A 15,088-nucleotide genomic window follows, 5' to 3' on the forward strand; every position below is an offset into this window, starting at 1 on the left:
TTTTTAAGAAAATTTCAAGGAGGAATTTGCATGAACTACACAATAACCCCGCCCAAATTCACGGGCAGAAATGTACCGCTTATGGAAATTGCACAGGCTACGGGCAAGAGTGCTCAGTTTCTCAGGGTAGGGCTTCAGCGTGGCATACTTAAGTTTGGATTTGCCTACAAAAACGACGGATCCAGCGAATACAGCTATTATTGTCCTGATAAAAAGGTATGGGAAGAACTTGGCTATTTTGCGGAAGTAGCTTCTACAGGAACGGACGGTGAATGAACGCTATGACGCTTGAAGAAAAAATGACCGCCCCGAACTCATCTGTTGGCGCAGATACGGAGCAGTCAGGCAATAATACCAATACCATTATAACAGATACAAACGATAACTTCAATATCTGTGATGAAAGTTTTCACCGTATGCAAATGAACTTCTTGCGTGAGCTTGATTCGTCCTACATAAAAACCGTATCTATGAGTGAACTTTATGAAAGAGTCTTTTACAGCAATCCGCCTATCATTCACGGCTTGCTGTACTCGGGAACGTATCTTTTTGTAGGAGCTCCAAAGCTTGGAAAAAGTTTCTTTATGGCACAGCTTGCATATCATGTCAGTACAGGAACACCACTCTGGAACTATCCGGTTCGCAAAGGTACTGTTCTTTATCTTGCACTCGAAGATGATTACCGCAGACTGCAAAGCCGATTATACAGAATGTTCGGAACGGAAAGCACAGATAGGTTATTCTTTGCAGTTTCTTCTCATCAGCTTGGTAAAGGATTGACCGAGCAATTGAGCGGATTCATAGCAGAGCATAAAGATACCGCACTTATTATAATAGATACCTTGCAGAAAGTGCGTGAAGCATCGGGTGAATCGTTTAGTTATGGAAACGATTATGATATTATTTCGCAGCTCAAAAAATTTGCAGATGCAAATAAAATCTGCCTGCTGCTCGTTCATCACACACGCAAGCAGAAGTCGGACGATAACTTTGATATGATCTCGGGAACAAACGGACTTCTCGGAGCAGCAGACGGAGCGTTTCTTCTGCATAAGGAAAAACGGACTTCCGATAAAGCAGTGCTTGAGATTTCAGGACGTGACCAACAGGATCAGAAGCTTCACGTTGTTCGCAATCGTGAAACTCTTGCATGGGAGCTCGAAAAAGCAGAAACCGAACTTTGGAAAAGTCCGCCCGAACCGATATTGGAAAAGGTAGCGAAATTCATAAATATCAATAATCCCGAATGGCAGGGTTCCCCAACAGAATTAGTATCTGTACTTGGTATTGATATTAAACCAAATACACTTACACTGAAACTGAATGTTAATTCAGGTAAACTATATAATGAATATGGGATACGTTACGAAAGCAAACGAACTCACAGCGGGCGTTTTGTGAGATTTTTGTTGGAAAACAAAAACAGCCGTGACGATGCGTGACGGTCGTGTCGATGTTTTGGAGAGTGGGTGCGGTATCAAAAAGGCCGTCACCATCGACACGCATCGTCACGCACTCGGAAAAGCGACAGCTTTTCATCGCTTTCCGCAGAAAGCAAAATCCCCCTCGGAGAGCCCCGAACTATTGGATAATGGAGTGTGCGGAATGTCCAATAGTACCTCGGGGTTACTCTTGGAAAGAGTAACAGAACCTTACCTGCATACTTCCAAAAATTTACCCGAAAGGAGACCCATGAAATGACAGAAAAAAGAATATCCCACGAAGTGGGAAAAGGCAGCCTTGCACACAACAACAGGATGTTTACTGCAAAGAATATTGACCCGTCACGCACACCGCAAAATGTTGTGTTAGTCCATATTCCTTTAGAAGAAGCATATAAGACACTTTTTGATCCGGCAATAGAACGTTATAATAAGAAGCAGTCACGAAAATGCCGAAAAATACAAACTGACTATTTTACTCATTTGTTCAATCACAAGATTTGCGAATATACCATTATTGGAAATAACAAGCAGAAGAGCTTTTACGAGGATATTGTTCAGGTTGGGACAATGCACGATACAGGCTGCGGAACTCCCGATGCGGAAATTGCAAAACAATGTTTACAGGAATATATGGAACACTACCTGAAAAATAATCCTAACTTTTTTGTATTCAATGCAGTTATACATATGGATGAAGCAACACCGCATTTGCACATTGATTACATTCCTATAGGTCATTACCAAACAGGGATCGATACCCGTAATGCTATGGCTCGTGCCCTTGAAGAAATGGGTTATACGGGAATTGATGCAGCCATTAAATGGCGAGCCAATGAACGTTTGGTGTTTACTGAGATATGTGAATCTCACGGATTTACTATAGCACCTCCGGAGGAAAGCAGAAAGCATAGCTTTACCTGTGAAGAATACCGTGAGATACAGGAAGAGAAAAAAAGACTGAATGAAGAATTAAAGCCACTTCGTGAAATGGAACTCGTCGCAGATGAGAGCGTGATTGTCGGCAAGAAGCAGCTTCTTTCACATAACATATCGGTATCGCCCAAGGAATTGGAGCAGCTTGAAATGCAGAAAAAAGCTGTTGCAGTCCAAGCGATAGATAATGAGCGTGAAAATGAAAGCATTGAGCAGCGCAGGCGGTTTCTTGATAAACGTGAAGCTGATTTAGCCGTCAAAGAGGCTGACAGTATGTCACGTCAGGATAAGCGCAGCAAGGAACTTGATGAACGTGAATATGACATTACTCAGTCCGAAAATCGTGTCAAAAAAACATTAGCTGCTGCCGAAGCAAAAAATTTGGATGCGGAAAGAAAAATGAAATCAGCAGATCGTATGTATAATATGCAGCTTGAACTTAATCAGCGATATGAGAAATTACAATGTGAGCTTAGAAATGTTCAGACGGAAAAGGCAAAAAAATCATCTGAAATCGGTAATATTCGCAATGCTCTTGGAATCAGGTACAGCGATGAAAAAACTGATCCTGTTAAAAAAATACAAAGTATCATTGACGAAAACCATATTATTGATCAAATTCTGACAAATGAACTCCACTTGCCTTGGTCACAGATAAACACACCTCCGCCTGAAATGCTTCATATGCTTATTGACAGATTCAAAAGCCGTATTGCAGAAGCAGACAAAGAAATTGAGGAAAGCAGATCAATTATCGACAAGCTTACTGCACAGCTTTCGTCTATAAAGCAGGCATTTGTTAAGGTGGTGCTTGCGGTGAATATGCTTGTTTGTTCCAAGAAATACAGCCGTGAGCTGACAGGAATAAGCAATGCACTTGCAACAGGTGTCAGTATGTTCACCGATAGTTTTTTCAAAAAAATCGGTGAATTTGACACCATCAACAAATGTGAGATCGATGATGAGATACGTGAAAATATGAATCACTTCATAACACCTGAGCGCACAACAGATTACTATCAGCGTTAAAACAGGGAGGTCATATAATGAAACAGCCAAACAGCTACGGTTCTGTACATAAGCTGCCTGGCAAACGCAGAAAGCCTTGGAGAGTCCGCAAAACGTCGGGCTGGCTTCTTGATGAGCAAAGCGGAACTGTAAAACAGCAGTATATTACGATAGGATATTACGCTACAAAGCAAGAAGCACTAATCGCTCTTGCAGATTATAACGAAAACCCTTATGATATAAATTCAAACTCCATTACTTTCAGCGAGGTTTATGAAAAATGGTCAACGGAGCATTTTGAAACTATCGTGCCGTCTGCACAGAGGACTTGGAAATCTGCATATAATCACAGCAAACCGCTATGGAATATGCGAATGAAAGATATTCGTCCTTCTCATATGGAGGGGACTATCAAAGATGCTCAGATAGGGGCAGACACCAAAAACAGGATGAAGTCACTTTATAATCTCATGTTCAGATATGCTCTTAAACACGAGATAGTTGACAAGGATTACGCTTCTCTGTGCAACAGTGTAAAGAAGGACGAGCCTGAACGCACCCGCAAACCGTTTTCTGAAAAAGAAATACAGATTCTATGGGAAAATATCGACATTCCATTTATAGATATGATTCTCATTGGGATTTACTCGGGCTGGCGTCCGCAAGAGCTTGCCACACTTAAAACAGAGGATATTGACCTTGAAAACAATACTATGACAGGTGGTATGAAAACCGAAGCAGGCAAGAACAGATGCGTTCCAATCCATTCCAGAATACGTCATTTGGTGGAAAAGTGGTACGATCCAGACAGAAAACAGCTTTTCTATGACGATAACGGAAAGAACGGATCCGAAATGGCTTATGGAATGTATTATACAAGGTTCAAAGAAATAATGGAGCGTTTGAAAATAGATCATATTCCACATGAAGTCCGCCATACGTTTATTACACGAGCGAAAGAATCAGGTGTTGACGAATATTGCCTGAAACTCATTATCGGACATAACGTCAATGACGTAACAGAACGTGTTTACACGCACAGAACTGTCGAAAATCTTCGCAGAGAGATTGAAAAAATAAAGTAAAAGAAAAATGCAAGTCCGACAGAGGAAAAGCTCTCTGCCAAGACTTGCATTTGTGTATTACGAGTGTGTATTACCTGTGTATTACAGGGTAAAAAAACAGCCGTTTCAGTCGTTCTGAGAATAGGCATAAAGCACGCAAATGCGTTACTATTAGCCCTTCATAGCTTCTTCAACAGCAACAGCGCAAGCAACTGTAGCACCAACCATAGGGTTGTTGCCCATATCAAGACCACTTCAGATACGGGTACTTATTGTTGCTCAGTGTAATCTGTTGTTGTCCGCAATCAACGTAGGTATGCGGTTTGCTTGAATGGTGGTTTTCAATGCTTTGTTTATTGTTGCTCACAGTAATCTGCTGTACTCCACTGAAAAGCTGTCTTTGGAGTACGTTTGGAGTACGGAATCCGCTTCGTACTCCAAACGAGTACGACCACACAACAACCGCAAAAATATTATCGTAACTATAGCACATTTCTTTGGATTTGTCAAGCCCTCAAATCATTTTTTCTGATGCATATAGAATATTTAATCTTTGTTTATCAATGGCACTTTGGGAATGATTTTGAGGGCTTTACAAAAAAATGAGCGAATAATCAGCCTAAATTACAAAAAGATGAGGGAATAATCCGCATTACAGCACAAAAATCATAGCGAATATCTGGCCAGCAAAACATAACGGCGTTTATAGCCCTGTAGTGCAAGCTATAAACGCCAAAAGTTAAAACATATTATTCTTCCTGTTTCGGTGTAAAGCATAAACCAAGATTTGAGAATCGTTCCAACGAATGAAGCTCCTTGGCTATGAACTTCCAGGATGAAGCGTAATCATCAATAACCGAAAAATCGGACTCTCTTATAAATTTCACGAAAGCAGGGATATCATTCTTATACTTCTTTGCAAACAGAAAAGCTCTTCTATTCTTTTCATCATCTGAAAGATTTAATGCGTTATACAAAACGTGGTCAAGGTTGCAGGACATATAATATGCACTGTACTGTATTCCCCAGACTTCCTTACAGATGCTCAGTCTGTTCATATTGAACTTTTTCAGAGCATTTCGTTCTTCTATACTCTTTTTCCGACAAGTACGTATTTCAGTAGGAGAATATATCGGGTCATTTGCTGACATATCCTCTATAACATTCTCATTAGAAATATAAGCTCCGTCGGTATCCATAATATGAATGATTTCCTGAAAGTCTTTTTTCTTAAAAGGATTATTGGCAACATAAGACTTGATTTCGCTCACAACTTTATTCACTATGCTTTCATTTTCTGCGGTTTGAGTTGTAATATCACCGTGTATTATATCAACATAAACAGTGTTTTTGTCATAATACTTATCGAAAAGAACGTGAAGTGCCGTGTCGTCCGAAGTTCCCTCAACTATAACAAGGATTACTTTTCTTTTAGCCATATCATTCACCTGCCTCTATAAATGCAAGTGCAATCTCAGAGTTATTTGTCCGCTCATAAAGCGGCTCATCCTGCTCGCCGAGAATGATATCACGATAGTAAAAATCTCTGAGATTATTGTTTGTCTTCACATTAGTAAGACGTATATATCGGTTTTCGGGATTAGTGGTAGTGAATGCAACAAAGCCCTTATCAAGAGTTTCAAGCGGTCTGAGATTATGCGATGTGAAAATCAATTGACCTTTGCCCTTTTCGGAAATGATTCGGAGAATTTCTCCAAGCAAATACTCAAATACGCCAGAATCCAGTTCATCAACAGCAACCGTAATTGAAGCTGAATTATACATAACTATTAAAAGCTGTAATATGGATACTATTTTTTTTATTCCCTCAGATTCATATTTCAAAGGTATTTCCTTGCTATTCTTTCCTGACACAAGCTGTATCCTGCAGCCAGTTTGTCCGTTGGGCATAAGCTGCTCGCCTAATTTTTTTACATAAATATTGAGCCCTGGAACAAGCTGTTCAAGCACGATGTTCATTCGTTTGATAACTTTGCATACCGTTTCGTATAATTCAACCTGAATGACCGTAACATCATTGAGGTTTATCGGTATGCTGCCTAATGATGTTTTTCCGTCCTCGGTCAATCTGTATGTCAAAGGCAGCGCATTAAATTGTATCAAACCTGTACTTTTGGTATCAATAACAAACAACTCATAATTTCCGTACCATATCAGACGTTCAAAAAGGCTCAGATATGCAGATTTACCGTCACCATCCGATTCGCTGTCATTCTTCCGCAAAGAATTCAGCATAGCCTTAGAGAAAAGAAACGATGTTGAGGATTCCTGAGCGATTCTTTTTGCAACAAGCAGTGAAGTGGTTATATCCTTATCACTTCCGCAGAGCATCTTAAACTTGGTATTTGGCACAAAAACTGCGTCTGTGTCTGTGTTGGCTATAACAGACATCTGCGCATTTTCGGCGTTATTCTTGTAAGAACAGGAAAGCTTTTCATTAAAAACAGTTGTCTTGTAATGTATATCACCGTTCACATCGTCAATATTTCTGTCCGATTCGTCTATATCCTTGCGAATACTAAGCTGATATATAGCAGTGTATTCTGTCTTGTCTGCCTGTACACTGAATGTATATTTGATTGTTGCCGAGTTTGCATCAACATTTATGCAGTCAGAAAAGTAAACAGGAAGCTTTTTACCAGACAAAAGGTGTTTCAAAAGAGAAATAGCATCAATCATTGCAGTTTTTCCCGAACCGTTCTGGCCATACAACCCCACAACGCTTGCAGCATAATTTTTACGGGGATTGTCAAAGCGAAGTGTTCCGTGTACCACGTTCTTGAAATCAGATATCACTATCTCTTCAATTCTTACGAAATGCTTTTCCATAAAGACAGCCTCCTTTTTGTCATCTCCTTATAGTATATCACATCTTTTCAAGATAATCAATATATATTTTAAAAAATGATACAAAATGTATCGTTTCATAAATATATCATCAAATTATGACATAAAGCAATTTTATTCTCACTAAAAAATCATCTGTCCTTTTCTTGAATAAAGGCTCTGTTGCAAAATCAACTATATTAGCATAAAAGTCCACCGCTATTGACATTATTGTCAATATTTGTATTGATTTTTCACACTAAATCTGTTATAGTATAATTAGAGAATAATATGCAAATTAGGCCTAATATTTATACGGGGGACTTATATGAAACTTCCTAAAATAATAGATAATAAAAGAAATGGAAAAGTAGTGACCGAACTAAAAGATAATATTTGTAACGGTTCAAAACTTTCGATAATTTCGGCTTACTTTACCATTTATGCATATAATGAATTAAAAAAAGAGTTATCAAAGGTTGATAAATTTCGTTTTATTTTTACGGAGCCTTCTTTTGTAAAGTCTGATAATGAAGTTCAGCGAGAATTCTATATACAGCATAATGAAAACAACATTGCTGGAAATGAGTTTGAAATGAAACTTCGAAATGAGATGAGGCAGTCCGCTATTGCAAAGGAATGTGCCAACTGGCTTTCTAAAAAAGCCGAAATCAAATCACTAAAGAGAGAAAATCCAGCTCAGCCACGTTTAATACATATCGACAACGGCAATGACAGTATATGCATCAACGGTTCAGTCGATTTTACAACAGATGGATTAGGTATCACATCATCAAATCGTATTGATTCTAATACCTGTATGTACGGAAACGAGTTTACGTCGGTTTATTTACAGATGTTTGACGAATTGTGGAATAATACTGCTGCTGTGGAAGATGTGAAAGAACAGGTTCTTCAACATATGCAGGTTTTATATAAAGAAAACACCCCCGAATTCATATATTTCATTACACTCTATAATGTCTTCAAAGAATATCTCGGTGAACTCACAGAAGACAACATAGTAAAAACCAAAACAGGCATAAAGGATACTCTTATCTGGAATAAGCTCTATAAATTTCAACGTGACGGAGTAATTGGAGCTATTGACAAGATTGAAAAATATAATGGCTGTATTATTGCAGACAGCGTAGGCCTTGGCAAAACATTTACTGCATTAGCTATTATAAAATACTATGAGCTTCGCAATGACCGAGTTCTTGTTCTCACTCCTAAAAAACTGCACGATAACTGGTCAGTATATACGCAGAACGATAAAAGGAATATTTTTGCATCAGACCGATTCAATTATGATGTATTGAACCATACAGATTTAAGCAGGACAAGCGGCTATACTGGAGATATTTCACTTGCGACTGTTAATTGGAGTAACTATGACCTTGTAGTTATTGATGAAAGCCATAATTTTAGAAATAACCCACCTGTTAAGGACAGAGTCACACGTTATGAACGTCTTATGAATGACATTATCAAGTCTGGTGTAAAAACTAAGGTACTAATGCTTTCGGCTACACCTGTAAATAACCGTATGACTGATATAAAAAATCAGATAGCATTTATTACCGAAGGAAACGACAAAGCCTTAGCCGATGTTGGTATTACGAGCATAGAACAGGTCTTGAAAAAAGCTCAGACCGTTTTCAATAGATGGTCAGAATTACCCGATACAAAGCGTACAACAGAAAGCTTTGTCGAGATGATGAATGTTGACTATTTCAAGTTGCTTGATACACTTACTATCGCCCGTTCAAGAAAGCATATTGAAAAGTATTATGATTCATCTGAAATAGGTAAATTCCCAGACAGAAGAAAGCCTGAAAATGTTTATGCCGATATTGATACACTCGGAGAATTTCCTGCCATCGAAAAGGTCAACAAACAAATAAAGCACCTGTCATTAGGACTATATTCTCCGCTCTCTTATGTTCTTCCCGAAAAGCGAGCTGAATATGAACGCAAATATGATATGTCAGTAGGCTCTGGCCAGTCGGTTTTCAGACAGGCAGACCGTGAAACGAGCCTGATAGGGCTTATCCGTGTTGGATTATTAAAGAGAATGGAAAGCTCTATATACTCATTTGCTCTTACACTTGAAAAGATACTTGGCCGAATAAGAAACACCATATCCATTATTGACAGTAACCAATATGATATTGGCGACAATATGAGTATTGAGGATATCGACCTTGATGAAAACGATTTGGATAGTCTCCTTTTCGGGAATAAAGTAAAAGTCCTGCTGTCTGATATGGATTTGGTAAAGTGGCGACAGGATTTAGCCGATGACGCCGCGAAGCTTCAGCTTCTTCTTACAGATGCCAGAAAGATTAATGTTGAACGTGATGCGAAGCTCTTGGAACTGAAAAGAATCATCGAAAATAAAATTGAAAATCCAATTAATCCAGGCAACAAAAAAGTAATTGTTTTTACCGCATTTGCCGACACTGCAAATTATCTGTATGACTGCTTATCAGAAGAGTTTAAAGGTCGTGGCATATATTCTGCAATAGTAACAGGTGCAGGCAATAACCGCTCCACCCTTCCAATTGGCGCTCAATACAAAAACAGCATACGAATGTCTGACCTTAACACGGTCCTCACGCTGTTTTCTCCAAAATCAAAGGAATGTGCAAAGATATATCCTGATATTCAAAATGAAATAGATATTCTGATTGCAACCGACTGTATTTCCGAGGGTCAGAATTTACAGGACTGTGATTATCTGATAAACTATGATATACACTGGAATCCAGTTCGTATTATTCAGCGTTTTGGACGTATTGACCGCATCGGTTCAACAAACAAAGAAATCCAGCTTGTGAATTTCTGGGCAATGAAGGAACTTGATAAATATATAAACCTTGCACAGCGTGTCAAGGGGCGTATGGTCCTGCTTAATGTTTCTGCAACAGGCGAAGAAGATTATATTGAGGAAACAGAAAGCAAAGAAATGAAAGACCTCGAATACCGTAAAAAGCAGCTTGAACAGCTTCAAAATGAAGTTGTTGACCTTGAAGATATCTCAGGCGGCATATCCATAACAGATGTTACGTTCAATGACTTCAAAACTGACCTTATGGAATATATGAAAAGTCATCGCAAGCAACTAAGTGATGCTCCTGCGGGGCTATATGCCGTAACACGGACTGATGACAGCCTGCGTGATACTTTTAAACCAGGTGTTATTTTTGCTCTTCGTCAAATTAAAGGAAAAGAACAGACCAAAGAACAGAACTCTCTTTTTCCGTTCTATCTTGTTTATATCACGAATGACGGTGAAGTAAAGCTTTCATATTTACAGGCAAAGCGTATCCTTGATTATTATAAAAAACTGTGCTGCGGTAAAAACGAAGTCCTTGCAGACCTTGTTGCTGAATTTAATGCCGAAACCGATGAAGGGCACAATATGAAGAAATATTCCGACCTTTTGGAAGCATCAATACAGGAGCTTATCGGCAAAAAGCAGGAAATAGGTGTGGCAAGCTTATTCAGCAGAGGCGGAACTGCTATGCAGACATCACTTTTTGACGGAATTGAGGATTTTGAACTTGTAACCTTTCTTGTTATAAAATAAGGAGTGGCTATGGACATTTACAATAAACTAAATATTCCAGATGAATGCAGGATAAACCGAACTGTTTTTAAAAAGATGTTCTATGATAACGCAGCTCTTTCCAAAGGCGATAAAAACTTGTTCGTCGATTCGATTGATAAAATAGCCTGGATTTATTGCCTTAATCAAGACAATATGAATGTTCCTGCGTATGCCACCGAAGAAAGGGAGTATCTTGAAATTGAGGTTATGGAGGTCGAACTCAGCGACAACAAGGGTATCAAGCGTATAGCAGAAATAATAATGCGTGCGATTCCATATCCTATGCTGCTGATATTCAGCTTTGAGGATAAATATCAGGTGTGGGCGGCTCATCAGCGATTCAGCCTTGCCGATAACAATAAAATCACCCTTGAAGAAACTATCTGTACCGAATGGCTGGATAACGACAGCAACTTATGGGACAAGCTCAATATCAGAAACTTACGTTATACAAACTTTTTTGATATGTATTCGGATATTGTTGATGCTGTTGCTGTATTTAATGCCGAAAAGCTCACCGATAAGGAAATAAACGGTGAAGATGCCCGTGAACTGCTCCGCAGAAATGCTGAAATTGACAATCAGATTGCGGCTTTGCGTGCAGAGTTGAAAAAGGCTACCGAGTTTAACAGAAAAATGGAAATCAATTTGAAGATTAAGAAGTTGGAGAAAGCGAGGATTACAAATTGAAAAAACATTATAACAAAACGAAAGATAAAAATTATAAAAAGTCAAATTTCAAACTAAAAATATTAATCGTTTTTATATCTATTTTAGTTATGGATGTTTTATTCATAATAATACCGTTAATTATTAATGGATTATATGAATCAGATTATGTATTAGTATATACTGATTGGGGAGCTAAGGAGGTATTATCTTTTTATGGTTCGGTTCTAACATTTCTTGGTACAACTTCTTTAGGAATAATTACTGTTAAATTAAGTAAAGAAGCTAATAAAACCAATAATGAAATGAAAGAATTTCAAGAGAAAAAGGATAAAGAAAAACTAATTGATTTATATTATCAGTATATTGAATCCATAGGATTAATTTATGATTTATACTATGTATTAGGAGATAACTTCCAAAAAAGTGAAATGCAAATATACGCAACTATAAAACAATGCTATTCTAAAGCAGAAATGATAAGAAAAAGATTGATAATTTTAGATTTTGTAAATTCTGACAATTCCTTTTTTGCTTATACGAAAGAAAGAATTGAGGATTTGCTTTTATTTAGAAATGTTGAAGATACTCACTCAGATGATTTTTTGCAAAAATATCAAGATTATTGTATAGCTCAAAGCAAGGATTTTGAAGAAAAATCCGCTGAATTTATTTGTGATATATATAATTCAATTTTTAAGGAGGACACCATAAATGCCAACACTTAACGGAAATTCCTTTGATATACTGGAAGAAAACATAAAAAATCTCCGCCAGCTTTTCCCCGAAGTTGAATGTGACGGTAAAATCGACTTTGATATGCTCCGCCAGATACTTGGCGAGTATGTTGATGATGACAAGGAACGCTATAACTTTAAATGGAACGGCAAAGGCAGAGCCTTACGCTTTTCACAGACACCTTCAACAGGCACACTTCGTCCCTGCAGGGAAGAAAGCAAAAACTGGGACGATACCCAGAACCTTTACATCGAGGGCGATAATCTTGAAGTTCTGAAAATCCTGCAGAAAAGCTATCACGGCAAAATCAAGATGATTTACATAGACCCGCCTTACAATACGGGCAAGGATTTTGTTTATCCCGATAACTACCACGACAGCATTGAGAACTATAAAGCTATTACAGGTCAGACAGATGAAGAAGGCAATAAAATAAGCACAAACACAGAAGCAAGCGGACGTTTTCATACCGACTGGCTTAATATGATGTACCCTCGTTTAAGGCTTGCAAGAAATTTGCTTACTAATGACGGCGTTATTTTTATTTCTATAACAGATAAAGAGTTGGATAATATCTCGAAAATTTGTGATGAGATTTTTGGCGAAGATAATTTTGTAGGAAAACTTATTTTACAAACTGCTACAGATAATAATCCTGGTCAGATTAATACAGAACACGAATATATTGTTTGTTACAGTAAAAATCGTTCACTTTTACCTTATTGGTATGCTAAAAGTGAAAAAGCAGAAAGAATCCAGAATAAATATTTGGAGTTAAAAGGAAAACATAATGACGATATAATTACAATACAAGATGAACTGCGAAAGTGGATAAAGTCAAATGAGAAAGACTTGTCTGGGGTAACGCATTATGATAATGTTGACTCAAAAGGGGTCTTTCACGATGGTGATATTGCTAATACCACATTTGGTGGGTATGAATATGATGTTATACATCCACTAACAAGGAAAGTTTGTAAGATTCCTGATAAAGGATTTCGCTTTTCCGAAGAAACTATGCGTGAGATGATTGAAAATGATGATATTATGTTTGGGGCTGACGAAACAACGCTAATCAAGCCTAAAAAGCGTCTTGAAAATGCAAAAGATGTACTACGGTCTGTAATTTATGAAGATGGCAGAACATCAACAAAAAAATTCGAACAACTAATGTCACGAGATGTATTTCAAAATCCAAAATCCGATACCGTGATTCAAAGATTAATATCAATGGTTACAAATGATGACGATATCATTATGGATTTTTTCTCAGGCTCAGGAACAACAGCTCAATCAATAATGCAATTACATTCAGAAAGGAAGTTCATACTTGTTCAACTTCCCGAAAATCTTGATAAAATGATAGATACAGCCGATAGTAGGGCAAAGAAAACGCTGAAAAATGCAATTACTTTTTTAGATTCTATTGGCAAGCCACATTTTATAACTGAAATAGGCAAGGAGCGAATCCGCCGTGCAGGCGAAAAAATAAAGGAAGAAATCGAAAGCGATAACGTTCAGCTTAAAATTGGAGAAGAGCCAAAAAGCGTTCCCGATATCGGCTTTAAAGTATTCAAGCTTGACAGCTCCAATCTAAAGAAATGGAATCCCGATTTTGCAAATCTTGAGGTAACTCTTGATGATATGATAAACAACTATGTTCCCGACAGAACCGAAGAGGATATTGTATATGAATTTATGCTAAAAATGGGTCTTGACCTTTCATATCCGATTGATGTTGCTGATATTGACGGCAGAAAGGTATATTCTATCGGCTTTGGTGCATTGATGATGTGTCTGGACGATAATATCACCGTTTCCGTTGCGGAAGGTATGGTCAAAATGTATAAGGAACAGGCTCCCGAAACCTGGAAGGTTGTTTTCAGGGATAACGGTTTTGTTGATGACTGCACAAAGACAAATGTTAAGCTGACACTTGTTCAGGCAGGACTTGAAGAAGATGCTTTTACTACGGTGTGAGGTGGAAGGAAATGAACTGTTGGTGTATTGATGATTGGGAATTTGATGATGATGAGCGTATAATTAGATTATCAATAAAGGAAAATTCGTATTTTAAAGTTTTAAATACATATTTTTTTTATACAGCGGATAGATATTTTGGGTCTTTTAAATTGAAAGCATATGTTTTTGCCAATCAAGAAGCAGATGCAGAGAAAGAAATTAAACATTCCTGTTTTTTTCTATCATACATATTTAATATCAATATCGAAGTTTACAAAAATTATATTCATCTGGACAATAGCAAGAATGAAAGTGATTTATTAAGCAGTATTTCTTTAAATACTGGAAAACTAAAGAAAATTCAATCTTTATCAAGTAGAATATCATCTACGACAGAACTAAAAAAAGAAAGTTTCCTTAATTGCTCTGAGTGTTATTTATATGCTTTATCATTAGATATTAACAGATTATACAACGAAGAATTTTTAGTCTTATTTCGAATTTTTGAAAGTATTTCGAAATTATTTTACAATGATGTTGCTAAGCACAAACTGAAACATAATTTTTCAGAAAGGAACTCGATAGATGTTTTATCAGAATATATTTCTAACAATTTTAAGGTAAAAGTACGTGAAAGTGATTTACATAGATTTCAAAATAGTATTATTAAACATATAAAGGATGATATGCTGTACAAACTATTGTACATTTTTGAATGATAGATTTACAATATAAGTGCAACACATGGAAAAAATAATGACACATAAAGCAACTCGTGTTATAATGGGAGTAACCACACAACCATA

General features: G+C 37.4%; 11 protein-coding genes and 1 pseudogene. 9 read left to right on the plus strand and 3 right to left on the minus strand.

What is annotated here, in order from left to right; all coding sequences use genetic code 11:
- Positions 1-30 precede the first annotated feature (30 nt).
- From OCV68_RS11455 to OCV68_RS11470, 4 genes are all read left to right on the plus strand, one after another.
- A complete protein-coding gene (locus tag OCV68_RS11455; protein ID WP_262572772.1) occupies positions 31-276 on the plus strand; it encodes a hypothetical protein in 246 nt (81 codons plus the stop codon).
- The gene (locus OCV68_RS11460) at positions 273-1,442 is read left to right on the plus strand and encodes a helicase RepA family protein (RefSeq protein WP_449555769.1); all 1,170 of its coding nucleotides are present in this window, start codon (positions 273-275) and stop codon (positions 1,440-1,442) included. Before OCV68_RS11455 ends, OCV68_RS11460 begins: the two co-directional genes overlap by 4 nt.
- Before the next feature lie 255 nt (positions 1,443-1,697).
- A complete protein-coding gene (locus tag OCV68_RS11465) occupies positions 1,698-3,407 on the plus strand; it encodes a plasmid recombination protein (protein ID WP_262572773.1) in 1,710 nt (569 codons plus the stop codon).
- Positions 3,408-3,424: 17 nt separating this feature from the next.
- Complete coding sequence (locus tag OCV68_RS11470; protein ID WP_262572774.1) at positions 3,425-4,471, plus strand: tyrosine-type recombinase/integrase; 1,047 nt, start codon at positions 3,425-3,427, stop codon at positions 4,469-4,471.
- Positions 4,472-4,621: 150 nt separating this feature from the next.
- On the opposite strand, the pseudogene OCV68_RS11475 reads toward OCV68_RS11470, so the two are convergent.
- The 3 genes and pseudogenes from OCV68_RS11475 to OCV68_RS11485 form a co-directional block, all read right to left on the minus strand.
- Positions 4,622-4,699: pseudogene (locus OCV68_RS11475) on the minus strand (GGGtGRT protein); the annotation flags it as partial.
- A 500-nt stretch (positions 4,700-5,199) separates the two neighbouring features.
- A complete protein-coding gene (locus OCV68_RS11480; protein WP_262572775.1) occupies positions 5,200-5,889 on the minus strand; it encodes a hypothetical protein in 690 nt (229 codons plus the stop codon).
- A 1-nt stretch (position 5,890) separates the two neighbouring features.
- Positions 5,891-7,300 (minus strand): AAA family ATPase, encoded by a 1,410-nt coding sequence (locus OCV68_RS11485; protein ID WP_262572778.1) that lies wholly within the window; start codon positions 7,298-7,300, stop codon positions 5,891-5,893.
- A 325-nt stretch (positions 7,301-7,625) separates the two neighbouring features.
- Here OCV68_RS11485 and OCV68_RS11490 point away from each other — a divergent pair, with 325 nt between their 5' ends.
- Genes OCV68_RS11490 through OCV68_RS11510 form a run of 5 tightly spaced genes read left to right on the plus strand, consistent with a single transcriptional unit; the run spans position 7,626 to position 15,001 of the window.
- On the plus strand, positions 7,626-10,892 hold the full coding sequence (locus tag OCV68_RS11490) for a helicase-related protein (RefSeq protein WP_262572780.1): 3,267 nt from the start codon (positions 7,626-7,628) through the stop codon (positions 10,890-10,892).
- A 9-nt stretch (positions 10,893-10,901) separates the two neighbouring features.
- A complete protein-coding gene (locus OCV68_RS11495) occupies positions 10,902-11,603 on the plus strand; it encodes a DUF4391 domain-containing protein (RefSeq protein WP_262572782.1) in 702 nt (233 codons plus the stop codon).
- Entirely contained in the window at positions 11,600-12,310 is a 711-nt protein-coding gene (locus tag OCV68_RS11500; protein ID WP_262572784.1) for a hypothetical protein, read from the plus strand. Before OCV68_RS11495 ends, OCV68_RS11500 begins: the two co-directional genes overlap by 4 nt.
- Entirely contained in the window at positions 12,297-14,300 is a 2,004-nt protein-coding gene (locus OCV68_RS11505; protein WP_262572785.1) for a site-specific DNA-methyltransferase, read from the plus strand. Before OCV68_RS11500 ends, OCV68_RS11505 begins: the two co-directional genes overlap by 14 nt.
- An 11-nt stretch (positions 14,301-14,311) precedes the next feature.
- Positions 14,312-15,001 (plus strand): hypothetical protein, encoded by a 690-nt coding sequence (locus OCV68_RS11510; RefSeq protein ID WP_262572786.1) that lies wholly within the window; start codon positions 14,312-14,314, stop codon positions 14,999-15,001.
- The last annotated feature ends 87 nt before the right edge of the window (positions 15,002-15,088 follow it).

It is taken from the genome of Huintestinicola butyrica, assembly GCF_025567215.1.
Classification (GTDB): domain Bacteria; phylum Bacillota; class Clostridia; order Oscillospirales; family Ruminococcaceae; genus Huintestinicola; species Huintestinicola butyrica.

Bases quoted from the DNA above. Each gene is read 5' to 3' on its own strand.
- OCV68_RS11455 (WP_262572772.1), top strand. From the start codon at position 31: ATGAACTACACAATAACCCCGCCCAAATTCACGGGCAGAAATGTACCG.
- OCV68_RS11460 (WP_449555769.1), top strand. From the start codon at position 273: ATGAACGCTATGACGCTTGAAGAAAAAATGACCGCCCCGAACTCATCT.
- OCV68_RS11465 (WP_262572773.1), top strand. From the start codon at position 1,698: ATGACAGAAAAAAGAATATCCCACGAAGTGGGAAAAGGCAGCCTTGCA.
- OCV68_RS11470 (WP_262572774.1), top strand. From the start codon at position 3,425: ATGAAACAGCCAAACAGCTACGGTTCTGTACATAAGCTGCCTGGCAAA.
- OCV68_RS11480 (WP_262572775.1), bottom strand. From the start codon at position 5,889: ATGGCTAAAAGAAAAGTAATCCTTGTTATAGTTGAGGGAACTTCGGAC.
- OCV68_RS11485 (WP_262572778.1), bottom strand. From the start codon at position 7,300: ATGGAAAAGCATTTCGTAAGAATTGAAGAGATAGTGATATCTGATTTC.
- OCV68_RS11490 (WP_262572780.1), top strand. From the start codon at position 7,626: ATGAAACTTCCTAAAATAATAGATAATAAAAGAAATGGAAAAGTAGTG.
- OCV68_RS11495 (WP_262572782.1), top strand. From the start codon at position 10,902: ATGGACATTTACAATAAACTAAATATTCCAGATGAATGCAGGATAAAC.
- OCV68_RS11505 (WP_262572785.1), top strand. From the start codon at position 12,297: ATGCCAACACTTAACGGAAATTCCTTTGATATACTGGAAGAAAACATA.
- OCV68_RS11510 (WP_262572786.1), top strand. From the start codon at position 14,312: ATGAACTGTTGGTGTATTGATGATTGGGAATTTGATGATGATGAGCGT.